Source organism: Streptomyces geranii, from assembly GCF_002954775.1.
Classification (GTDB): Bacteria; Actinomycetota; Actinomycetes; order Streptomycetales; family Streptomycetaceae; genus Streptomyces; species Streptomyces geranii.
On sequence record NZ_PJME01000005.1, the window covers coordinates 350,566 to 372,237 of the forward strand.

At 69.2% G+C, this 21,672-nt stretch carries 15 protein-coding genes; 7 read left to right on the plus strand and 8 right to left on the minus strand.

What is annotated here, in order from left to right; translation table 11 throughout:
• Positions 1-35: 35 nt before the first annotated feature.
• Genes CW359_RS10435 through CW359_RS10450 form a run of 4 tightly spaced genes read right to left on the minus strand, consistent with a single transcriptional unit; the run spans position 36 to position 5,170 of the window.
• Positions 36-2,021, minus strand: coding sequence for a glycoside hydrolase family 127 protein (locus tag CW359_RS10435; protein ID WP_105969532.1), 1,986 nt, complete (start codon positions 2,019-2,021; stop codon positions 36-38).
• A 25-nt stretch (positions 2,022-2,046) separates the two neighbouring features.
• A complete protein-coding gene (locus tag CW359_RS10440; protein WP_105969533.1) occupies positions 2,047-2,868 on the minus strand; it encodes a carbohydrate ABC transporter permease in 822 nt (273 codons plus the stop codon).
• A 14-nt stretch (positions 2,869-2,882) separates the two neighbouring features.
• Positions 2,883-3,815: a carbohydrate ABC transporter permease gene (locus CW359_RS10445; RefSeq protein ID WP_105969534.1), complete on the minus strand. Its 933-nt coding sequence runs from the start codon at positions 3,813-3,815 to the stop codon at positions 2,883-2,885.
• A 56-nt stretch (positions 3,816-3,871) separates the two neighbouring features.
• Entirely contained in the window at positions 3,872-5,170 is a 1,299-nt protein-coding gene (locus tag CW359_RS10450; protein WP_105969535.1) for an ABC transporter substrate-binding protein, read from the minus strand.
• Between the two features lie 217 nt (positions 5,171-5,387).
• On the opposite strand from CW359_RS10450, the gene CW359_RS10455 reads away from it, so the two are divergent.
• From CW359_RS10455 to CW359_RS10465, 3 genes are all read left to right on the plus strand, one after another.
• On the plus strand, positions 5,388-6,416 hold the full coding sequence (locus tag CW359_RS10455) for a LacI family DNA-binding transcriptional regulator (protein ID WP_105969536.1): 1,029 nt from the start codon (positions 5,388-5,390) through the stop codon (positions 6,414-6,416).
• Positions 6,417-6,525: 109 nt separating this feature from the next.
• Positions 6,526-9,810 (plus strand): discoidin domain-containing protein, encoded by a 3,285-nt coding sequence (locus CW359_RS10460; protein WP_105969537.1) that lies wholly within the window; start codon positions 6,526-6,528, stop codon positions 9,808-9,810.
• Between the two features lie 34 nt (positions 9,811-9,844).
• Entirely contained in the window at positions 9,845-11,350 is a 1,506-nt protein-coding gene (locus CW359_RS10465) for a family 43 glycosylhydrolase (protein ID WP_105969538.1), read from the plus strand.
• On the opposite strand, the gene CW359_RS10470 is transcribed toward CW359_RS10465, so the two are convergent.
• The 4 genes from CW359_RS10470 to CW359_RS10485 all read right to left on the minus strand — a co-directional run bounded on the left by CW359_RS10470 (position 11,322) and on the right by CW359_RS10485 (position 15,859).
• Positions 11,322-12,524 (minus strand): PP2C family protein-serine/threonine phosphatase, encoded by a 1,203-nt coding sequence (locus tag CW359_RS10470; RefSeq protein WP_198655165.1) that lies wholly within the window; start codon positions 12,522-12,524, stop codon positions 11,322-11,324. The two genes, CW359_RS10465 and CW359_RS10470, sit on opposite strands and share 29 nt — an antisense overlap.
• A 107-nt stretch (positions 12,525-12,631) precedes the next feature.
• Complete coding sequence (locus CW359_RS10475; RefSeq protein WP_105969539.1) at positions 12,632-13,390, minus strand: IclR family transcriptional regulator; 759 nt, start codon at positions 13,388-13,390, stop codon at positions 12,632-12,634.
• 134 nt (positions 13,391-13,524) lie between these two features.
• Positions 13,525-14,640: a hypothetical protein gene (locus CW359_RS10480; protein ID WP_105969540.1), complete on the minus strand. Its 1,116-nt coding sequence runs from the start codon at positions 14,638-14,640 to the stop codon at positions 13,525-13,527.
• Between the two features lie 139 nt (positions 14,641-14,779).
• Positions 14,780-15,859: a LacI family DNA-binding transcriptional regulator gene (locus CW359_RS10485; RefSeq protein ID WP_408647470.1), complete on the minus strand. Its 1,080-nt coding sequence runs from the start codon at positions 15,857-15,859 to the stop codon at positions 14,780-14,782.
• A 210-nt stretch (positions 15,860-16,069) separates the two neighbouring features.
• On the opposite strand from CW359_RS10485, the gene CW359_RS10490 reads away from it, so the two are divergent.
• The 4 genes from CW359_RS10490 to CW359_RS10505 all read left to right on the plus strand — a co-directional run bounded on the left by CW359_RS10490 (position 16,070) and on the right by CW359_RS10505 (position 21,553).
• Positions 16,070-16,996, plus strand: a complete 927-nt coding sequence (locus CW359_RS10490; RefSeq protein ID WP_105969542.1) for a carbohydrate ABC transporter permease — start codon at positions 16,070-16,072, stop codon at positions 16,994-16,996.
• A 3-nt stretch (positions 16,997-16,999) separates the two neighbouring features.
• A complete protein-coding gene (locus CW359_RS10495) occupies positions 17,000-17,947 on the plus strand; it encodes a carbohydrate ABC transporter permease (RefSeq protein ID WP_105969543.1) in 948 nt (315 codons plus the stop codon).
• A 101-nt stretch (positions 17,948-18,048) separates the two neighbouring features.
• Positions 18,049-19,389: an ABC transporter substrate-binding protein gene (locus tag CW359_RS10500; RefSeq protein WP_105969544.1), complete on the plus strand. Its 1,341-nt coding sequence runs from the start codon at positions 18,049-18,051 to the stop codon at positions 19,387-19,389.
• A 118-nt stretch (positions 19,390-19,507) separates the two neighbouring features.
• Positions 19,508-21,553, plus strand: a complete 2,046-nt coding sequence (locus CW359_RS10505; protein WP_105969545.1) for a beta-galactosidase — start codon at positions 19,508-19,510, stop codon at positions 21,551-21,553.
• The last annotated feature ends 119 nt before the right edge of the window (positions 21,554-21,672 follow it).

Consider the following 21,672-nt stretch of genomic DNA (forward strand, 5'->3'; position numbering starts at 1 on the left):
CTCGGGCTCCGATCGTGGGGTTCGGGGGGCCTGTTCTACGGTTCGCCGAGCTGTTCGCGGGCTTGTTCGCTGATCTGTGTCTCCGTCGTGGGCAGCCACACACGCATCGTCGAAGGGCCGCGGTTCGCCCAGGAGTTGTAGGGGACGAGGACGATTCCCGTGGGCTCGGCGGCGGAAACGGCGGCCCGGTCCAGTGGCCGGTACGGCCATCCGGCGTCGCGATCGGCAGCGGGCTGCTCGACGAGTTCGCCCGGCGCGATCACCGTGCCGTCCGGCCCGTCCTCGGGCTCGGCGGACGGATCCACCCGTACGACGTCCACGTCCCGCCCGTCGGAGAGGTCCACGGACTCGGCGCAGTAGACCAGCGGGCCGCGCTGGACGGCGACCGTGCCGCGTACGGCGTCGATGCGCGGGTCCGGTGCGATCCACCGTGGGGTCACGGGGAGTTCGAGCCGGATCTCGTCGCCGGGGACGAAGACCCGGGTGACCTCGGCGGTGCCCGGGGCGACCGTGCGGGCGGTGCCGTCCGGGTCGACCAGGTGGGCCGGGGCGCCCTCGGTCCACGCGGGGACGCGCAGGGACAGGGTCCAGGGGCGGTCCGGGGGCGAACGGTCGATCCGTACCGTCACGTTGCCGCCGGACGGGAAGTCGGTGCGGACGGTGAAGGCGATGCCGTGCCCGCCGGTGAGGCTGGTGGTGATCTCCGCGTCGGCGTACTGGTGGAGTTGGATGCCCTGGTCGTCGGCGGTGGCGAGGTGGGCGGGGAGCTGGGCCAGGGTGCGGGCCACGTTGGTCGGGCAGCAGGAGACCGCGAACCAGGGTGCGCGCAGGCTGGATTCGGCGCGTGGGCTGACCGCGTCGGGGGCGGGGACGGCGCCTCGGTGGCGCCGGTGGAGGGTGTTGGCGTAGAAGAAGGACCGGCCGTCCTCGGCGGGGGAGGTCGCGACCACGTTGAAGAGGGTCCGCTCGGCGAGGTCGGCGTAGCGCGGGTCGCCGGTGGCCAGGAGCAGCCGCCAGCTCAGCTGGACGGAGGCGACGCCGGCGCAGGTCTCCGAGTAGGCGCGGTCGGGCGGGAGGACGAAGTCGTCGCCGAAGGCCTCGTCGCGGTGGTGCGAGCCCATGCCGCCGGTGAGGTAGGTGCGCCGGGCGACTCCGGCCGCCCACTGCCGGATCACCGCCGCGAGGAGTTCCTCGTCGCCGGTCTCGACGGCCACGTCGACGGCGCCGGACGCGAGGTAGAGGGCGCGGACGGCGTGGCCGCGCAGTGTCGTGGCGTCGCGGACGGGAATGTCGTCCTGGTGGTAGACGCGGCCGAACTCGCCGTCGGCGAGGGTGCCTTGGCCTCGGCGGTCGATGAACAGGGCGGCCTGGTCGAGGTAGCGCTGTTCGCCGGTCAGCCGGGCCAGTTCCACGAGGGCCGGTTCGATCTCGGCGTGGCCGCAGACGCGCTCGATGCCGCCCCGGCCGAAGGTGGCGCAGATGTGGTCGGCGGCCCGGCGGGCGACCTTCGTCAGCTCGCCCTCGCAGCCCTTGGCGCGGGCCTGGGCGACGCCCGCCTGGATCAAGTGCCCGTAGCAGTACAGCTCGTGGCCCCATTCAAGGTCGCTGTAGCGGGGCTGCTGTCCGGGGTGGCCGAAGGCGGTGTTGAGATAGCCGTCCGGTTCCTGGGCGGAGGCGACGGCCTCGGTGAGGGCGGCGATGTCGTGGTCGAGCGTGCCGCTCGGGTCCGTACCGGACTGCCAGGACATCGCTTCGAGGAGCTTGTAGACCTCGGAGTCCGCGAACTCCCGTCCCCGCCGGTCGTGTTGGATACGGCCCTCGGCGACGGCCCGGAAGTTGCCGGTCCAGCCGACGCGTTCCATCCAGTCCCGGCAGTGGGCGAGGGTGGCGTTGGCGTTGGTCTCGCGGCGCCCGGCCCAGAACCCTCCGGTGATCCTGACCTCGTCGAGACCCAGGGGACGCAGTCGCCCCCGGCTCGGTGCCACCGGCAGCACGGTCGACAACTCTCGGTTATCGCTCACCAATTGATGCCTCTCATTCGGATCGTCAGCCTTTGAGCGCGCCCGACATGAAGCCCCGTACGTAGTGCCGTTGCAGCAGCAGGAAGAGCAGCAGACAGGGCACTGCGAGCACCACCACACCGGCCTCGGTGGCGCCGTAGTCGACGGCGCCCATGCTCTGCTGACGGAGGTTGGCGACGGCCAGCGGCAGGGGTGCCTTCTCGCTGTCGGAGATGAGGATCAGGGGCGCGATGAAGTCGTTCCAGGCGGCGAGGAACGCGAAGAGCCCCACGGTGATCAGCCCCGGCCGCACCGCCGGGAGCAGCACCCGGCGCAGGGCGCCCGCCGTTCCGCATCCGTCGACGAGCGCCGACTCCTCCAGTTCGCGGGGCACCGCCTCGAAGGAGATCCGCATCATGAAGGTGGCGAACGGCAGTTGGAACATGGTCAGGACGAGGCTCAGCCCGACGAGCGAGTTCTGCAGCTGCAGCCTGCCGAGCAGGACGTAGAGGGGGATGAGGAGGGTGGCGTAAGGGACCATGAGGATGGCCAGGGTCAGCAGGAACAGCAGGTTCTTTCCGGGGAAGTCGAAGCGGGCGAAGGCGTAGCCGCCCAGCAGGGACACCCCGAGGGTCAGGGCGACGGTGAGCACGGAGACGACGGTGCTGTTGAGGAAGTACTGCCACAGGCCCGCGTCGTAGTCGAGGAGAGTGCGGTAGTTGCCGAGGCCGTAGCCCGACTCCTGCGCGGTGCCGGGCTGTTCACTGACCGAGGCCCAGGCGTTCCACACCAGGGGGAAGAGGAAGATGACGGCCAGCCCTCCGGCGACGACGTAGTAGGGCGTACGGCCGAGGGCTCGGGTCAGCACGGGCGGGTCCCCTCTCATGACTCGTCGGCGCGGCGCAGACCGCGGAACTGGAGGGCGTTCAGCAGGAGCAGCACGGCGAGGACGAGCACCGAAAGGGCCGCCGCCGTACCGAGGTTCATCCGCTGGAAAGCCTCCCGGTAGATCAACTGGACGACGGTGACGGTGCTGTTGTCCGGTCCGCCCTTGGTGAGGACGAAGAACTGGTCGAAGGCGAGCAGCGATCCGGTGACGCAGAGCAGGAGCGTCAGCGCGAGGGACGGCCGCAGCAGCGGCAGGGTGATCGAGCGGAAGATCTGGCCCCGGCTCGCGCCGTCCATCCGGGCCGCCTCGAACACCTCGTGCGGGATGCGCTGGAGGCCCACGAGAAGGATCAGCATGTAGAACCCGGCGAACTTCCAGACGATCAGGAAGACGGTGGAGAGGAGGGCGGAGGTGGGGGTGCCGAGGAAGGAGACTGGGTCGTCGACAAGGCCCAGGTTTTCGAGGATGCGGCTGAGGGGTCCGGTGGTCGGGCTGTACAGCCCCCAGAAGAGCAGCGACGCGGAGGCGAGCCCGAGAGCGCTGGGCAGGAAGTAGACGGTACGGAAGAAGCCTGCCGCCGGCCGCGACTCCTGCACCAACAGGGCGAGGAGGAGGGCGAGTCCGAGGAGAACGGCCGTCACGATCACGGTGTAGAGGAGCGTGAACCGGACGGCCGGCCAGAAGAGGGTGGTGTCGATGGCGTCCGTGAAGTTCTCGGGGGCGTTGAGGCCGCGATCGCCCGCGAGAAGTGGCCAGTCACTGAGGGACATCTGCCCGACGAGGAGGAGGGGCAGCAGGAAGAAGACGGTGACGAAGACGGCGGTAGGGGCGGCATAGGCGAGGCCCTGGGCCTTGCGGCTGCGCATGGGGCTCCTTAACAGAGTCGGCCAACTGTGCCGCTGAAGGGCAGGGGCGCGGGGCTGCATCGATGTGCGGCTCCGCCGCGTGGGCGCGACCAGCCCCCACGCACCCGCAGACAACCTCACTCCGCCAGCGAAGCACTCACCGCGTCGTTGTCCTTGTCCACATTCGTCCCCTCGCCGAACACCGCATCCCGCATCAGACTCAGCCACGGCCCGTTCGGATCATTGAAGGTCTGCCCGAACTTCAACGCGTACGGCGTACGGCCGTCAGCCACAAGTTGGTTGATGGTGACCAGCCGAGGATCCGCATCCGAGTACTTGTTGGACGCAAGATCGGCCCGCGCCACCACATCCTTGTGCGCGGCGACAACATCGACCTGCGCCTTGTCCCCCAGAGTCCACGCGAGGAAGTTCCACGCCTGGTCGGCCGACTTACTGGTGGCGGAGATACCGATCGCGTCACCACCGACGAACGTCGACTTGCCGCCGTCGGGCCCGGGGATGGGCGCGATGCCGAGATCCAGGTCCTTCGGCATCAGCCCCAGCGTGGTCGACGGCATCGGCATGACCCCGACCTGCCCCTTCGGGAAGACTCCGGTCCAGGTCGCGCCGGTCTCGTCGCGAGCGCCGGGCGCGACGATGTCGTCGTCGACCCAGCCCCGGTAGGTGTCGTACACCTTCTTCGCGGTGGCGGAGGCGAGCAGGGACTCGGTGCCGTCCGCGTTCAGTACGTCGTCCCCGGCGGCCCAGATCGACGGCCACCAGGTGAAGACCCCGCAGCCGCCGCAATTCCCGCCGAAGAACGTGCCGTTGACACCGCCGCCGAGCGCGTCGACCGCGCGGGCCTGCTCGTCCCACTCGCCGAGGGTGGTGGGCGGCTTCTCGGGGTCGAGTTTGGCCTTGCGGTACAGGTCCTTGTTGTAGAAGAGGACCGAGAGGTCGAGGGTGTGCGGGACGACGTACTTGCGGTCCTCGTACGTGCCCGCCTTGATGTGCGACTGGGCGAGGCTGTCGGCGAAGGGAAGGGCGTCGATGCGTTCGGTGAGGTCGGCGAAGAGGCCGCTGGAGGTGTAGTTCGGGACGAACACCACGTCGGAGGCGAACAGGTCGGGCAGGTCCTTGGAGCCGGCCGCCGCGCCGACCTTGGCCTGGTAGTCGTCGGTGGGGACCACGGTCAGCTCGACCTTGTTCTTGTGGCTCGCGTTGTACGCCTTGACCAGGGCCTCGCTCTGCGGCCGGGTCGCCGCCCGCGTCCACATCGTCAGCGTGGCGCCGTCGTCGGTGCCCGTGGCACCGGCCGCTCCACCGCCGCCCCCTCCGCCGCCGCCGTCCGAGCCGCTGTCGCCGGATCCGCAGGCGGTGACCAGGCTGACGGCGGCGAGCAGCGCGACGGCGCCGGTGGCAACTCTGTGCCCCATAACGATCCCCCTCGTGTGGGTTCTGCGCCGGAAACAAACCGAAAAGGCTTTCTGAAAGCTAGGACTAGGCTGATGCCCCGTCAATCCCCTTGCACGGAAGGGAAGTCGGCGGCCGACGTGTCAGGTCCGCCGAAACCTGTGAAAGTGCGCGATGGACACCCGGGCCGAAACAACTCGCGTACGGTTTACGCACGCAAGGCGAGAGAAGGAGTTCCCCATGGCACAGGCGACCGGCCCCTCTCGTTCGCAGCCCGCCACGCTCAGCGATGTCGCCAGGCTGGCGGGCGTGTCCGTCGCCACCGCGTCCAAGGCGCTCAACGGCCGCAGCCAGGTGCGCGCCGAGACCCGGCAGCGGGTGGTCGACGCGGCCGAGCGGCTGTCGTTCCGCCCCAACCAGCTGGCCCGGGGTCTGCTCGCCGGGCGCACGGGCACGGTCGGGCTGCTCACCAGCGACCTGGAGGGCCGGTTCAGCATCCCGATCCTGATGGGCGCCGAGGACGCCTTCGGCGCGGGCGAGGTCGCGGTGTTCCTGTGCGACGCGCGCGGTGACGCGATCCGTGAACAGCACCATGTACGGGCGCTGTTGGGCCGTCGGGTCGACGGTCTGATCGTGGTGGGCAGCCGGACCGATCCGCGTCCGTCCCTGGGCCGTGAGCTGCCGGTCCCGGTGGTCTACGCGTACGCCCCGTCGGACGATCCGGAAGACCTCTCCATCGTCCCCGACAGCGTGGACGCCGGCCGGATCGCCGTGACGCACCTGCTGGCGTGCGGCCGGACCAGGATCGCGCACATCACCGGCGACCCCGGGTATCTCGCGGCGCGCGAGCGGTCCGAGGGCGCCCTGGCCGCGCTGGCCGACGCCGGTCTCACCCCGGTCGAGGAGCCCAGGTTCGGTGCCTGGTCGGAGGGTTGGGGGCGGGCGGCCACCGCGCTGCTGCTGGACCGGCACGCGGATGTCGACGCGGTGCTGTGCGGCAACGACCAGATCGCGCGCGGCGTCATGGACGTACTGCGCGAGCGCGGCCGACGGGTCCCGGAGGACGTGTCGGTCATGGGCTTCGACGACTGGAACGTCCTGACCTCCGGCTCCCGTCCGCCGCTCACCAGCGTCGACCTGAACCTGGAGCAGGTCGGCCGGGCCGCCGCGCACGCCCTGTTCTCGGCGATCGGCGGCGGTCGGCGCTCAGGTATCGAGGCGCTGCCCTGCCGGGTGGTGATCCGGGGCTCGACGGCTCCCCTGTCCTGAATCCCGCTGTCGCCGAACAGGGCTCTCTACGGCCACTCTTGACACTCCATCAGCCCGCTCCTACGTTGCGAAAACCTTTTAGGTCGTTTCAGCAAAGGGGAGCCAACCGATGCGAAGACGAATCGAAACCGCCTTACAGCGCCTCCTGATCGTCCTGGCGCTCGTGGCCTGTCCCGCCCTCACCGCGACCCCCGCCAGCGCCGCGCAGACCATCGGGTTCCCCACCTTCAGCGGACCCGCGATCCCGGCCCCGCCCGTCGCCCACACCACCGGCGACATGATGAAGTCCATCTACGACGCGGAGAGTTCGGGCACCGACTTCTGGATGGACCGGCTGCTCGCCCGCACCGGCGACGACCCGGCCGGACCCTGGCTGATGAGCCGGGGCCGCGCCCTGTTCATGAAGACCCACAACCCGGCGGTCCTCGGTTTCGGCGGCAACGTCGCCTACTGGGAGGGCGTCAACAACCAGAACGCCTACGCCGTCGCGATCACCCCGGGCACCTTCACCGAACAGGTCGCCCAGCGCCGCCAGACGCCCAGCCACTGGAACAGCGTCCACACCAGCGGCTCGGTCCAGGTCAGCCAGACCAAGTTCATCACCGAGAACAACGTGGCCGTCACCAACCTGTCGATCAAGAACAACGGCAGCAGCTCAACCACCCTGCAACTACGGGCGACTTCGCCGTACGCCACGACAGGCACCGGCAGTGAGCTGACCGGCCAGGTGAACGCGTACAACAACCTCACGACCCTCCGCCCCCGCCTCACCGGCGACGGTTTCGCGGTCTCCAGCGGCGGTCTCAACCGCTCGGTGACGGTCGCGGCCGGGGCCACGGTGACCGCGAAGGTCGTGATGGGCTTCGTCACCGACGAGATCCCGCAGTCGCTCACCGAGTACAACGCCTACGCGGGCTACTCGAACGCGACCGCCTTCGCGACCCACGTCAGGGCCTACAACCTGTGGTGGGCGCAGAACGTGCCCTACATCGACGTACCGGAACCGGCGATCAAGAAGAACATCTACTACCGCTGGTGGCTGATGCGCTTCAACAACCTGGACGCCGACATCCCCGGCCAGACCTTCCAGTTCCCGACGTCGACCGAGGGCGTCCTCGGCTACAACAACGCGATCGCGCTCACCCAGCCGATGCACATCGACGACCTGAAGTACCTGCGCAACCCGGCCTACGCGTACGGGGACTGGCTGAGCGTCGGCCAGACCTCGAAGGGCGGGCGGTTCCTCGACAACCCGGGTGACCCGGAGAACTGGTCCAACAGCTACACCCAGTACATCGCCGAGGCGGCCTGGAAGAGCTACCAGATCCACGGCGGCCAGCCGGGCATCGCCGCCAACCTGGCGCGCTACGCCGAGGGCGACGTCAAGGGCCAACTCTCCTACTACGACCACGACAACAACAAGCTCATCGAGTACGACTGGGGCGCGCTGACCGGCAACGACGCCGACGCGGTCTCCTTCCACTGGAAGCCCGGCAACATGGACCGCGCCGAGTCCGCCTACCAGTACAGCGGCGCGCTGGCCGCGGCCCAGGCCTACGACGCGATCGGCAACACGGCCAAGGCGACCGAGATGCGCACGCTCGCGACGCAGATCAAGGACGCCATCGTCAACGTCCTGTGGAACCCCAACCGGCAGTTGTTCGAGCACCGGTTGAAGTCGACGAACGAGTGGGTGCCCTGGAAGGAGATCAACAACTACTACCCGTTCGCGGTCGGCGCGATCCCCAACACCACTGCCTACAAGCAGGCGTTGAGGCTCTACGACGACCCGGCGCAATACCCGGTCTTCCCCTTCTACACGGCCAACCAGGTCGACAAGCAGGCGGCGGCCGACGCCGGTGAACCGGGTTCCAACAACTTCTCGACGATCAACTCGACGGTCCAGTTCCGGCTGTACTCCTCGGTGTTGCGCAACTATCCCAACTCGTGGATGAACGCGACCGACTACAAGAAGCTCCTGTACTGGAACACCTGGGCGCAGTACGTCGGCGGCAACACCCAGTGGCCGGACGCGAACGAGTTCTGGGCGGACTGGAACGGCAGCTCCATCAACTACCGGTCCTGGATCCACCACAACATCCTGGGCAGCAGCAACTGGACGGTGATCGAGGACGTAGCCGGACTCCGGCCGCGCAGTGACGCCAAGGTGGAGGTCTCCCCGATCGACATCGGCTGGAGCCACTTCACCGTCAACAACCTCCGCTACCGCAACGCCGATCTGTCGATCGTCTGGGACGACCCGGCCGACGGCGTGGTCCGCTACCCGGGTGTCCCGGAGGGCTACTCGATCTACGTCAACGGCAACCGGGCCGCCACCGTCAGCTCCCTGGTCCCCTTCACCTGGGACCCGGCGACCGGCGCTGTCACCACCAACGGCACGGTCACCTTCAACACGGCGGTCGCCGGACTGCAGGCACCCAACCAGGTCGTCCAGAGCAGCCCCCGGATGGTCGACATGCTGGCCAAGGCGGGCGTCGACCTCACGGCCGACCTGACCAACATCGCCTCCGGGGCGACGACTTCGGCCTCGTTCACCGGCTCAGGCAGTTCGGTCTCGGGCGCGGTCGACGGCTTCCCGACCAACGAGCCCTTCTGGGGCGCCGGCGGCTCCGCCAACAGCCAGGACTGGTACGAGCTGAACTTCGGCGCGGCCCGCACGCTGAACGAGGTGCGCCTGTACTTCAAGGACAGCCGCCCGGCGAGTACGACCTACCGGGCGCCGTCGGCGTACAACATCCAGTACTACGACGGCAGTTCATGGGTGAACGCGCCGAGCCAGACCAAGACCCCGACCGCTCCACGCGCCAACTACAACCTCGTGCAGTTCCCGGCGATCACCGCCCAGCGCATCCGCGTCCTGGCCACCAACGCCTCCGGCGCGAAAACGGGCCTCACCGAGGTCAAGGTGTTCAACCGGGGCGGGGTCCAGCCGCCGCAGCCACCGGCCAACCAGGCGACTTCGGCGACACCGTCCGCGTCCTACACCTCCGCCTGGGAGAGCGTCGCCGCGCTCAACGACGGCATCGAACCGCCCTCCTCCAACGACACGGTGAACCCGCGCTGGGGCACCTGGCCGGAGACGGGCCAGCAGTGGGCCGAGCTGACCTGGCCGACCGCGAAGACCCTCAACAAGGCCGACGTGTACTTCTTCGACGACGACCAGGGCATCGACATGCCGTCCGCCTGGAAACTCCAGTACTGGAACGGCAGCGCGTACGTGGACGTGCCGGGCGCGGGCGCGTACGGACTGGCCAAGAACCAGTACAACTCCGTGTCGTTCACGGCCACCAGCACCACCCGCCTACGGGTGCTCCTGACCAGCACCGGCAGCAGCTCCCTCGGACTTCTCGAAGTCAAGGCGTACAGCCCCTGAGGGACGAGATGGGATGAGAAGGGATGTGCCTGAAGTGACCCGTTCCAGATGTACGGCCGTACTGGTCTCCGTCCTAGCCATGGTGGTCGCCCTCCTGGTGGCATCGCCGCCCGCGTCCGCCGCCGTCTCGTTCGGTTCGACGGGCGTGAACCAGAACGGCGGCAACTGCCTGGACCTGCCAGGGAGTTCGACGACCAACGCCACTCAACTCCGCGCCTTCACATGCAGTTCGGGCGCCGCCAACCAGAACTTCGCCTACACCCCGGTCGCGGGGACCTCCGACACGTACACGATCACCACGCAGTCCGGTCAGTGCGTGGACGTCTTCGGGGCGTCCACGGCGGACAACGCCACGATCATCCAGTGGCCCTGCCACAGCGGGACGAACCAGCAGTGGCGGCTCGTCCCCGTCACGGTCTCCGGCACCGACAAGACCTTCAACCTGATCTCGGTCAGTTCCGGCAAGTGCGTGACGCCCAGCGGTGGTTCGTCGGCCTCGAACACCAACCTCGTACAACTCCCGTGCGCCACAGCCAACGGCAGGGTGTGGCGGCTGCCCGGATTCACCAGCGGAGGCGGCACAGGCACGCACACGTTCACCAACCCGCTGTCCCAGCACGGGCCCGACCCCTGGCTGACGTACTACAGCGGCTACTACTACCTCGCCACGACCACCTGGAACTCGACGGTCACCATGCGCAAGGCGAGCACCCTCGCCGGGCTCGCGACCGCCACCGACCAGGTGATCTTCAACCTCACCCGGCCCAACGGCGCGGGCACGATGTGGGCGCCGGAGTTCCACCTGCTCGACGGCCCCAACGGCAAGCGCTGGTACTTCTACTACACGGCCGGGCAGGAGCCGTACAACCTGGGAACGCAGCGCATCCATGTGCTGGAGAGCGCCGGCCTGGACCCGATGGGCCCCTACTCATTCAAGGCCGACCTGCTCGACCCGACCCAGGACAACACCTGGGAACTCGACCCGGGAATCCTCCAGTTGAACGGCCAGCTGTATCTCCTGGGCACGTTCTACAACGGCTCGCAGCCGATGTTCATCCGGCCGCTGTCCAATCCGTGGACGGCGAGCGGGACTCGGCGGATTCTGTCGACCCCGACCTACAGTTGGGAGACGGTCGGCGGTGCGGTCAACGAGGGTGCCGAGGTGCTTCAGCGCGGCGGCAAGACGTTCATCGTGTACTCGGCGAGCCACTGCTCCACGCCCGACTACAAGTTGGGGATGCTGACGTACAACGGGACCGGCGACCCGCTCAACTCCGCCTCCTGGGTCAAGTCACCGAACCCGGTGTTCCAGCGGTCCAACGCCAATGGTGTGTACGGGCCGGGCCACAACGGGTTCTTCAAGTCCCCCGACGGGACGGAGGACTGGATCGTCTACCACGCCAACAACTCCACCTCGGGCGGCTGCGACATGAACCGCACCACCAGGGCGCAGAAGTTCACCTGGAACGCCGACGGCACACCGAACTTCGGTACGCCGGTGGCGCTCGGCGTCACGCTGACCTCGCCGTCGGGCGAGTGACGGCCGACTCGTAGGCCGTCGTTCCACAGACCGGCGGTTCGGGGACCACCACTTCCCGGACCGTCGGTTTGCGGATGAGGAGCAGGGCCGCGTCGTCGTGGAGCCGTCCGCCCACGTGGTCCAGCAGTTCCTCGTGGAGCGCGTCGAGGGTGGCGGCGGGCTCGTCGGAGGCGTGGCGGGCCAGACCTTCGTCCAGGGGGTAGAAGGCGCGGCCCCGGTCGCGGGCCTCGGTGACGCCGTCGGTGTAGAGGAGGAGCTGGTCGCCGTCGCCGAAGGGCAGTACGTGCAGGTCGGGGGTGTGGCCGGTGAGGGCGCGCAGGCCGAGGGGCGGGGCCGGGTGCGTGGGCTCGACGGCCGTGACCTCGCCGGAGGCATGGACGAGCAGCGGAGGCGCGTGGCCGCAGTTGACCACCTCCAGCTGTCCCGTCCTCGGGTATCCGGCGACGACGGCGGTCACGAAGTCGTCCGGGCCGAGGTTGCGGGCGAGGCTCCGCTCGATGCGGTCGACGACGGCGAGGAGGTCGGGCTCGTCGTAGGCGGCCTCCCGGAACACACCGAGGACCAGGGCGGCGGTCCCGACGGCCGGGAGCCCCTTGCCGCGCACATCGCCGACGATCAGTCTCACCCCGTACGGCGTGGGTATCAGCGCGTACAGATCACCCCCTATCCGGGCCTCGGCCGCCGCCGCGCTGTAGCGGACGGCCACCTGGAAGGGTCCGACCGTCGCCGGGACGGGACTGAGCAGGGCGTGCTGGGCGGTCTCGGCGACCGAGCGGACCGCGTCGAGGACCCGCTCCCGGCGTCCGCGCAGGACGCTGGCCAGGCCGCTCGCCAGGGTGACGGCGGCCAGGGCGGAGAGTCCGGCGGCCAGCTCGCGGCCCGGTACGCCGTCCCAGGCGGCGAGGCTCGCGCCGAGCGCCCCGGCGAGGAGGCCGACGCAGAGGACACCGCGCGGCCCGTTGGTGGTGGCGGCCAGCGCGGGCCCGGCGGCGAGCAGCGGCAGCCAGTTGGTACCGGATCCGCCGACGAGATCGCCCAGGACGACACCCGCGACGATCAGCACGGGCAGGGCGGGCAGGATCGGCAGTGCGAACAGGATCGGCGGGGCGGCCGTGCGGTGCCTGAACGCCCGCTTCGGCCAGTGGTCGCCACTGTGGTGTCGGGCCTGACTCATGTTCCGTCCACAGTCCTCACCTGTGTACGGGGTGAGCCCCCGATATGCCTGTTTCATCCAGTAATCAGGAAACGCGATCAACCGGGTCGGCGGCAAGGATCGGATTTTCAGATAGTGAGCGAGAGGCTCCTGGTCACCCGGTCCGCGATCGGGATCAGCCGGGCCCGGACCTCCGGGACCCGGGAGAGCCGGTCCACCGGCATGGACACGCCGAGCGAGCCGAGCGTGTCGCCCCGGTAGACGGGGACGGCGACACAGACCGTCCCGAGTGCGTACTCCTCCAGGTCCGTGACGGCCGGGGCCACGGGTGAGGAGTCGATACGCCGGAGCAGTTCGGGCCGGCTGGTGATGGTCCTGGGGGTGAGGTCGGCGAGGTGGTGCCGGGAGAGGTACTCCTTCCGCGCCTCCTCGTCCATCTCCCGCAGGACGGACTTGCCGAGCGCGGTGGCGTGTCCGGCGTCCTCGAACCCCACCCACAGGTCGACGCGGGGCGCCCGGGGACCGTCGACGATCTCGGCGACCCGGATCTCGCCCTCCTCGTAGAAGGTGAGGTAGGCGGCGGTCGCCAGTTCGTCGCGCAGCGCGGCCAGCGTGGGCCGGACCCGGCTGAGCAGCGCCTGGCCCCGGCCGGTCGTCCGCAGGGTCTGGAACTTGTCGCCGAGGATGAACCCGCCGTCGTCGAGTTTCCGCAGGTAGCCGTCGTGGACGAGGGTCCGCAGCAAGTGGTAGGCGGTGGCCAGGGGCAGCCCGGTCTCCCGCGCCAGCTGCTTGGCCGGCGCCCCGTTCGCGTGCGCGCTCACCGCCTCCAGCAGCCGGAAGGCCCGCTGGACGGAGGTGATGAGCGTGGGGCCTTCGTGCGCTCCCATGGGACAAGGGTGCGCCCGGCGGGGAGGACGGGCAAGGCGTGCAGGGTTCGGGGGCGACAGCCCCCGGTGGGGGTCCTCCGGGGACCCCCTCCGAGGGAGGGCCGGGCAAGGACTGCGGGCGCGAAAGAGCGGTCTCAGCGAGTCGAACGCTGGATCAGCTCGTACAGGGCGGAGGTGTGCTCTCCGGTGATCAGGTTGTAGCTGCCGACGGACCAGAACTGTCCGGCGCGGCCGGTGGGCGCGAGAGCCTCGATGTCGTACGCCTGGGTCTGGCCGCCGGGGACGGCGTCACCCTGCACGGACGTCCAGACTCCGTGCCGCAGGCGCCAGTAGAGGGCGGTGCCCTCGTAGCCGTAGGGGTCGCCCGAGACCCAGACGGTGCCCTTGCCGTCGCCGGTGATGGCAGTGCCCCACAGCCCGTCGACCGGCCCCGTCACATCGCGCCAGGTGCGGCCGTTCCAGTGCAGCACCTTGGTCTGCTGCGGTTCGTCCTCGGAGTACGGGCCGAGGGCGGTGATCCAGACGCTGCGGGCGGACTCCTGGTACACCGCCGCGGCCGTGAAGTTGCTGCCGGCCGGCGCGGTGTCGGTCCACGAACGGCCGTCCCAGTGCAGGAGCACGGACCGGCTCGGCTGGCCGACGAGCGCGAACTGCCCGACCGCCCAGGCGTCATGGGCGGTCCGCGCGTCAATGGCGTTGATGCGGACACCGCTTGGAAGGGGTGTGCTCTGCCAGACGCCGTGGGCATAGGAGTTGATCGCGGTGTCGCTCACCAGCCAGGTCCTGCCGGGGGCGGTGGCGAGCTTCGCGAAGCCGTAGCCCTGCTCCGCGGGCAGAGGCTTCTCCGTCCACCGCTTGCCGTCGTAGTGGGCCAGGGTCTCGCCCTGCTGGTCCCAGCCGTACGCCCAGACGTCGTGCGCGGACTCCGCGTCCACGGCGTGCCACGTGCCGGTCTCCGGCACGTCGGGGGTGACCTGCTGCTGCCAGGTTCTGCCGTTCCAGCGCAGGATGACGCCCTGGCCGACGCCGTCGACGTACTGGGTTCCGACCGCCCAGGCGGCGTTCGGACCGACCGACGCGATGTCGGAGAGCCCGGAGTTGTCCGAGAGCGTCCCCGCCAGCGAGGTCCGCCAGGCCGGGGCGCCGGAAGTCCGGCCGTCCGCCGCCGAGACCGCGGCGGGGGCGACGGTCACGGTGGTCGCCGTGAGCGCCGCGACGAACGCGATCTTGAGGTACGTACCTGTCTTCATGAGTGCTCCCCCTCTGCCACGGGGGTGCCGCGCGGGTCCTGCAAGATCGCCCCCCGTAATCGTGTGGTCACTCATGAGACGGCTCACCCCACGGGATGGTTGTACCGGCCACACCGCCCGTTCCGAGCCACCGGCCCCCTCACCCCGAGCGCGGCGGAGCCGTACTCTCCCGTACCACCAACCGCGTCGGCACCAGCGTCGTCCCGTGCTCCGTCGCGTCCTGCCGCATCTGCCGCAGGACGCCCTCCACGCACAGCCGCCCCACCTCGGCGAAGTCCTGGTGCACTGTCGTCAGCGGGGGCAGGAACGAACCCGCCTCCGGGATGTCGTCGAAGCCGATCACGCTGACGTCCTCGGGGACCCTGCGTCCGCTCTCGTGCAGCGCTCGCAGCAGGCCCAGGGCCATCTGGTCGTTGGCCACGAACACCGCCGTGCAGTCGGGTAGCCGGGCGATGCGCAGGCCCGCGTGGTAGCCGGACTCCGCCGACCAGTCGCCGCGTACCAGCGCGGGCGCGGTCCGTCCCGACGCGTGGAGTTCCGCGCGCCAGGCGTCCGTGCGGCGCTGGGCCGCGTACGAGCCCTCGGGGCCCGCCAGGTGCCAGACCGTGCGGTGCCCGAGGTCCAGCAGGTGCCGTACGGCGGTGCGGGTGCCGCCCGCCTGGTCGGTGTCGACGACCGTGTAGCGGTCGCCCGCGTCGGAGTCGGCGACGACCACCTGGACGTGCGGCGGCATGGAGAGGGTCGACGCGTCGAGGAGGTGGACTTCGAGGATGACGATCACCGCGTCGACGGCCAGCTCGCCGAGCCGCGAGAAGGCGCCGCGCACCTCGTCCTGTGTCGGGACGGCGACCGGCAGCAGTGTGACCGAGTAGCCTTCGTGTGCCGCCGAGGTCGCGATGGCCTCCAGTGTGCGGACGTTTCCGGTGGTGGACAGGCCGAAGGTGATCACGCCGATCGTGCGGAACTCACCGCGCTTCAGCGCCCTGGCGGCGCTGTTGGGCCGGTAGCCAAGCTCCTTCATGGCCGCCAGGACCTGCTGCCGGGTCTCCTCGTTGACGCCCGGGAAGCCGTTCGACACCCGGGAGACGGTCTGCGAGGACACACCCGCGACCCGGGCGACGTCCGCCATGGAGGCGCTCTGTGTACGGCGGGCCGTCCGCTTCCTGGTGCGTGCGCGTGCCCGCGCCGGATCCGCCGAGGTGCCGTCAGCTGTGTCCACCCGTCAACCCTCGCCTTCCCGTCCACAGTTGCTCCGACGACCCTTGACCAGCGTCGGGGGAGCGGTGTAGACATGCCGCCATCAGATGTTTACGTAAACATAACAGCCGGTGCGCCTTTTGTGGGGTTCTCGCGGCAAGGGATGTTTACGTAAACATCGGGGCGGCGGCGGACCAGCGCCGGTTCCGAGACGGACGAGCGAGGCACGACAATGACGACCCTAGAACCGCCGGTGGCCGCTGAGCGCGCCCCGGCCCGAGCGGTGGCGAAGAGGGACCACCGCTCATGGACGGGATGGGGGTTCATAGGCCCGTTCGTGGCGGTGTTCGCCCTCGTCTTCCTGGCACCCATCGGATACTCGATCTACCTCAGCCTCTTCAGGGACCAGCTGATCGGCGGCAACAGCTTCGTCGGCCTGGACAACTACACGCAGGCGCTGAAGGACGACCAGTTCTGGGACTCCCTGACCCGGGTGTCGCTGTTCCTGGCGATACAGGTGCCGATCATGCTCGGCATCGCCCTGCTGATCGCCCTCGCGCTGGACAGCGGCCGGCTCTACGGCAAGGACTTCTTCCGGATCGCGATCTTCCTGCCGTACGCGGTGCCCGCCGTGGTCGCCACCCTGATGTGGGGCTTCATGTACGGCACCAAGTACGGGCTGGTGGGTGACATCAACAGCGCGTTCGGCGTCACGCTGCCGGACCCGCTCTCCAGCGACCTGGTGCTGGCCTCCATCGGCAACATCGTGACCTGGGAGTTCATCGGCTACAACATGCTGATCTTCTACTCCGCGCTCCGGGTCATCCCGCTCTCCCTCTACGAGGCCGCGGAGATCGACGGCGCCGGGCAGTTCCGGGTCGTCACCGCGATCAAGCTCCCGGCGATCCGCGGTGCCCTCGTCATCGCGACGATCTTCTCGATCATCGGCAGCTTCCAGCTCTTCAACGAGCCGGCCATCCTGCGGCCCCTGGCGCGCAACGCCATCACCACCGACTTCACCCCGAACTTCTACACGTACTCGCTGTCCTTCAACGGCCAGCAGCACAACTACTCCGCGGCGGTCGCCATCATCATGGGGCTGATCACCATGGTCATCGCCTACGTCGTGCAGCTCCGCGGCATGCGCAAGGGAGCCTGAACCATGAGCAGCTCCGTCACCACCACCTCCCCGGACGCAGCCGCGCCGGCCACCGGCGGCTCGAAGGGCGCGGCCCGGCTGCGCACCCGCAAGCAGCACACGCCGGGCCGTCCCAAGCGCAGCATCCTGCTCACCGCGCTGACCAGCCTGGTCCTGATCTACACGGTCGTGCCGCTGATCTGGCTGGTCATCAGCGCCACCAAGACCCAGACCGGGCTGGCCAATTCCTCCGGCGTCTGGTTCAGCAGCGACTTCGCCCTCTGGCAGAACATCCACGACACGTTCACGTACCACGACGGCATCTTCGTCCGCTGGCTCCTGAACACCCTGCTGTACGTCGTGCTGGGCGCCGGCGGTGCCACGCTGCTGGCGATCCTCGGCGGCTACGCGCTGGCGAAGTTCACCTTCCCCGGCAAGCGCGCGGTGTTCGCCGTGGTCATCGGCGCCGTCGCGGTGCCGGGTACGGCCCTGGCGGTGCCCACCTTCCTGATGTTCAGCAAGATGGGCCTGACCGACACCCCGTGGGCGGTGATCATCCCCTCGCTGGTGTCGCCGTTCGGTCTGTATCTGATGTGGGTCTTCGCGACCGAGGCCATCCCCACCGAACTGATGGAGGCGGCCCGCATCGACGGCGCGGGCGAGATCCGCACCTTCTTCCAGGTGGCCCTGCCGCTGCTGGCCCCCGGCACCGTGACCGTCCTGCTGTTCACCACGGTCGCGACCTGGAACAACTACTTCCTGCCGCTGATCATGCTCAAGGACCCGAACTGGTACCCGCTGACCCTGGGCCTGGACGCCTGGAACTCCCAGGCCCAGACGATCGGCGGCGATGTCGTCACCAACCTGGTGATCACCGGTTCGCTGCTCACCATCATTCCGCTGATCGCCGCGTTCCTGCTGCTGCAGAAGTACTGGCAGTCCGGCCTCGCCGCCGGAAGCGTCAAGGAATGACCCTCCCCAGACCCCACACCCCCCTCGGCTCCACCGCTTTTCACCCTCACACAGCAGTCACCCTCACCCTGTCCCACCCACGAAGAAGTGGAAGCATCGCAATGCGTAGAACCACTGGCCGCCTGGTGCGCGGCATAACCCTGCTCTCCGTCCTCGCCCTGGGCGCCACCGCCTGTGGTTCCAGCGACGACAGCTCCGACGACAGCAAGCCGGTCTCCGCCGGGGACATCACGGCCGCTCTGGAGAAGGGCGGCACGGTCAACGTCTGGGCCTGGGAGCCCACGCTCAAGTCGGTCGCCGCCAACTTCGAGAAGAAGTACCCCAAGGTCAAGATCAACCTGGTGGCCGAGCGCTCCGGCGACAAGCACTACACCGCCCTCTCGAACGCCATCGCGGCCAAGAAGGGCGTCCCGGACGTCGCTCAGGTCGAGTACTTCGCGCTGAGCCAGTACTCGCTCACCAAGGGCCTGTCCGACCTGGCCCCCTACGGTGCCGACAAGCTCAAGGCGCAGTACACGCCCGGCCCGTGGAACGCCGTGAGCGACGGCGACAAGGTCTACGGCCTGCCGATGGACTCGGGCCCGATGGCGATGTTCTACAACAAGAAGATCTTCGACAAGTACAAGATCGCCGTCCCGACCACGTGGGACGAGTACGTCACGGCGGCCGAGAAGCTGCACAAGGCCGACCCCAAGGTCTACATCGCCAACGACGCCGGTGACGCGGGCTTCACCACCAGCATGCTGTGGCAGGCCGGTTCGCGCCCCTACAAGGTCGACGGCACCAAGGTGTCGGTCAACTTCGAGGACGCGGGCGCCAAGAAGTACACGGACACCTGGCAGAAGCTCCTCGACAAGAAGCTCGTCTCGCCGATCAACGGCTGGACCGACGACTGGTACAAGGGCCTGGGCGACGGCACCATCGCCACCCTGACCACCGGCGCCTGGATGCCCGCCAACTTCGTCTCCGGTGTCCCGCAGGCCTCCGGCGACTGGCGCGCGGCCCCCATGCCGGCCTGGACGAAGGGCGACAAGGCGAGCGCGGAGAACGGCGGCAGCTCGCTGGCCCTGCCCGAGCTGGGCAAGAACAAGGAACTGGCCTACGCGTTCGTCGAGTACGCCAACTCCGGTGACGGCGTGCAGACCCGTGTCGACGAGGGTGCCTTCCCGGCGACCGTCAAGCAGCTGCAGGACCCGGCGTTCCTGAGCAAGAAGTTCGACTACTTCGGTGGCCAGGAGGCCAACTCGATCTTCGCCGACTCCGCCGCCAACGTCGCGAGCGACTGGTCGTACCTGCCCTTCCAGCAGTACGCCAACTCGATCTTCAACGACACCGTCGGCAAGGCCTACGTCTCCAGCGAGAAGCTGACCGCGGGTCTGAAGAGCTGGCAGGACGCCTCCATCAAGTACGGCAACGAGCAGGGCTTCACCGTCGAGCAGTAGCAGCCGAGCAGTGACAGCTGGGCAGTGACAGCCGAGGAGCGGCCGGAAGAGCGTCAACGCCGGCCGCTCCTCGTACCCCCCGAGTCGAACCGCTTCGCAGCGTCCCGGAAGGACCACCATGACCTCCGCCTCCCCGTCCCGTCTGCCGTACGGGCCGGACGGTGATTCCACGCCCCGTCTCGCGTACGGCGCCGACTACAACCCCGAGCAGTGGCCCCGGGAGGTGTGGGAGGAGGACGTACGGCTGATGCGCGAGGCCGGCGTCAACATCGTCTCGGTGGGGATCTTCTCCTGGGCCCGGATCCAGCCGGACGCGGACACCTGGGACTTCGGCTGGCTCGACGAGGTCATGGACCTGCTGCACGCGGGCGGGATCGGCGTCGACCTCGCCACCGCGACCGCGTCCCCGCCGCCGTGGCTGACCACCGCGCACCCGGAGATCCTCCCGGTGACCGCCACCGGTGAGACGGTCTGGCCGGGCGCCCGCCAGCACTGGCGTCCCACCTCCCCGGTCTTCCGCAGCCACGCCCTGGGCCTGGTACGGAAGATGGCGGAACGATACGCCGACCACCCGGCCCTGGTGGCCTGGCACATCTCCAACGAGCTGGGCTGCCACAACATCTACGACTTCTCGGACGACGCGGCCCGCGCCTTCCGCGACTGGCTGCGCGCCCGCTACACCACCCTGGACGCCCTCAACCACGCCTGGGGCACGGCCTTCTGGTCGCAGCGCTACAGCGACTGGGCGCAGATCCTGCCGCCCCGCCTGGCCGGCTCGCACCCGAACCCGACCCAGCAGCTGGACTTCAAGCGCTTCTCCTCGGACGCGCTGAAGGACTACCTGGTCGCCGAGCGGGAGGTGCTCCGCGAGTTCACCCCCGAGGTCCCCATCACCACCAACTTCATGGTGATGGGCGGCACGAAGGGTATGAACTACGCCGACTGGGCAAGTGAGATCGACTTCGTCTCGAACGACCACTACGTCCACCCGGGCCCGCAGTCCCGCGACGAGCTGTCCTTCTCCGCCAACCTGACCAGCGGTATCGCGGCAGGACGGCCGTGGTTCCTGATGGAGCACTCCACCAGCGCGGTCAACTGGCAGCACGTCAACGTGGCCAAGCGGCCGGGCGAGTTGGCCCGCGACTCGCTCCTGCACGTGGCGCACGGCGCCGACGCCGTCTGCTACTTCCAGTGGCGTCAGTCGGCGGCCGGCGCCGAGAAGTACCACTCCGCGATGGTGCCGCACGCCGGCGCCGACAGCGAGGTCTTCCGCGCGGTGACCGCCCTCGGCCAGACCCTCAAGGACCTGGCGCCGATCGCGGGCTCCGAGCGCGAACCGGCCCGCGTCGGCATCGTGTTCGACTGGGACTCCTGGTGGGCGAGCGAGCAGGACTCGCACCCGACGGCCCTGCTCGACTACCGCCAGGAGGGCCTCAACTGGTACTCGGCGCTCCTCTCCCTGGGCATCCGCGCGGACGTCGTCACCACCCGCACCGAGTTCAGCCGCTACGACGTGCTGATCACCCCGGTGCTGCACATGGTCCCGGCGACCCTCGCCAAGGAGCTGACGCGGTACGCGGAGACGGGCGGCCACCTGGTCACCACATATTTCTCCGGTGTCGTCGACGAGAACGACCACATCTGGCTCGGCGGCTACCCGGGCGCCCTGCGCGAACTGCTCGGCATCCGCGTCGAGGAGTTCGGCCCGCTGCTCGACGGTGAGTCGGTCGAGGTCGACGGCGGCGGTACGGGCACGGTGTGGACCGACCGCGTCGACGTGACCGACCCCGAGGTGGAGGTCCTCGCCCACTACCGCTCGGGCGCCTACACGGGCCGCCCGGCCGTCACCCGCCGTACGACGGGCGGCGGTTCGGCGTCGTACGTCTCCACGCGCCTCGGCACCGACGGGCTCGCGGCGCTGCTGCCGACGCTGCTCGCACCGGCGGGCGTGGACAGCGAGCTGCCCGAACCGGCCCGTGGGCGCGTCGAGTTGACCGTACGGCAGGGCGGCGGAAGCCGGTTCCTGTTCCTGGTCAACCGCAGCGAGGAGGAGGTACCGCTGCCCGGCCTCGACGGCGGGCGGCTGACCGGCGGCACGGAAGCCGACGGTGTCCTCGTCCTCGCGCCGAGGGAGGTCGCCGTACTCCGGCAGCCGGCCCGCTGAGCGTCACCCCGCAGTATCCCTACCCCTGAACTCCCCTGATCCAAGGGGCACACCGTCGTGCCCCGTGTCCGTACGCGTCCTCGCGTGCGGTGCGGGCACGGCGGTCCACCGCAGCTACC

Coding starts and splice junctions, on each gene's coding strand:
- CW359_RS10445 (WP_105969534.1), bottom strand. CDS start 3,815: ATGCAGCCCCGCGCCCCTGCCCTTCAGCGGCACAGTTGGCCGACTCTG.
- CW359_RS10450 (WP_105969535.1), bottom strand. CDS start 5,170: ATGGGGCACAGAGTTGCCACCGGCGCCGTCGCGCTGCTCGCCGCCGTC.
- CW359_RS10455 (WP_105969536.1), top strand. CDS start 5,388: ATGGCACAGGCGACCGGCCCCTCTCGTTCGCAGCCCGCCACGCTCAGC.
- CW359_RS10460 (WP_105969537.1), top strand. CDS start 6,526: ATGCGAAGACGAATCGAAACCGCCTTACAGCGCCTCCTGATCGTCCTG.
- CW359_RS10470 (WP_198655165.1), bottom strand. CDS start 12,524: ATGAGTCAGGCCCGACACCACAGTGGCGACCACTGGCCGAAGCGGGCG.
- CW359_RS10475 (WP_105969539.1), bottom strand. CDS start 13,390: ATGGGAGCGCACGAAGGCCCCACGCTCATCACCTCCGTCCAGCGGGCC.
- CW359_RS10480 (WP_105969540.1), bottom strand. CDS start 14,640: ATGAAGACAGGTACGTACCTCAAGATCGCGTTCGTCGCGGCGCTCACG.
- CW359_RS10490 (WP_105969542.1), top strand. CDS start 16,070: ATGACGACCCTAGAACCGCCGGTGGCCGCTGAGCGCGCCCCGGCCCGA.
- CW359_RS10495 (WP_105969543.1), top strand. CDS start 17,000: ATGAGCAGCTCCGTCACCACCACCTCCCCGGACGCAGCCGCGCCGGCC.
- CW359_RS10500 (WP_105969544.1), top strand. CDS start 18,049: ATGCGTAGAACCACTGGCCGCCTGGTGCGCGGCATAACCCTGCTCTCC.
- CW359_RS10505 (WP_105969545.1), top strand. CDS start 19,508: ATGACCTCCGCCTCCCCGTCCCGTCTGCCGTACGGGCCGGACGGTGAT.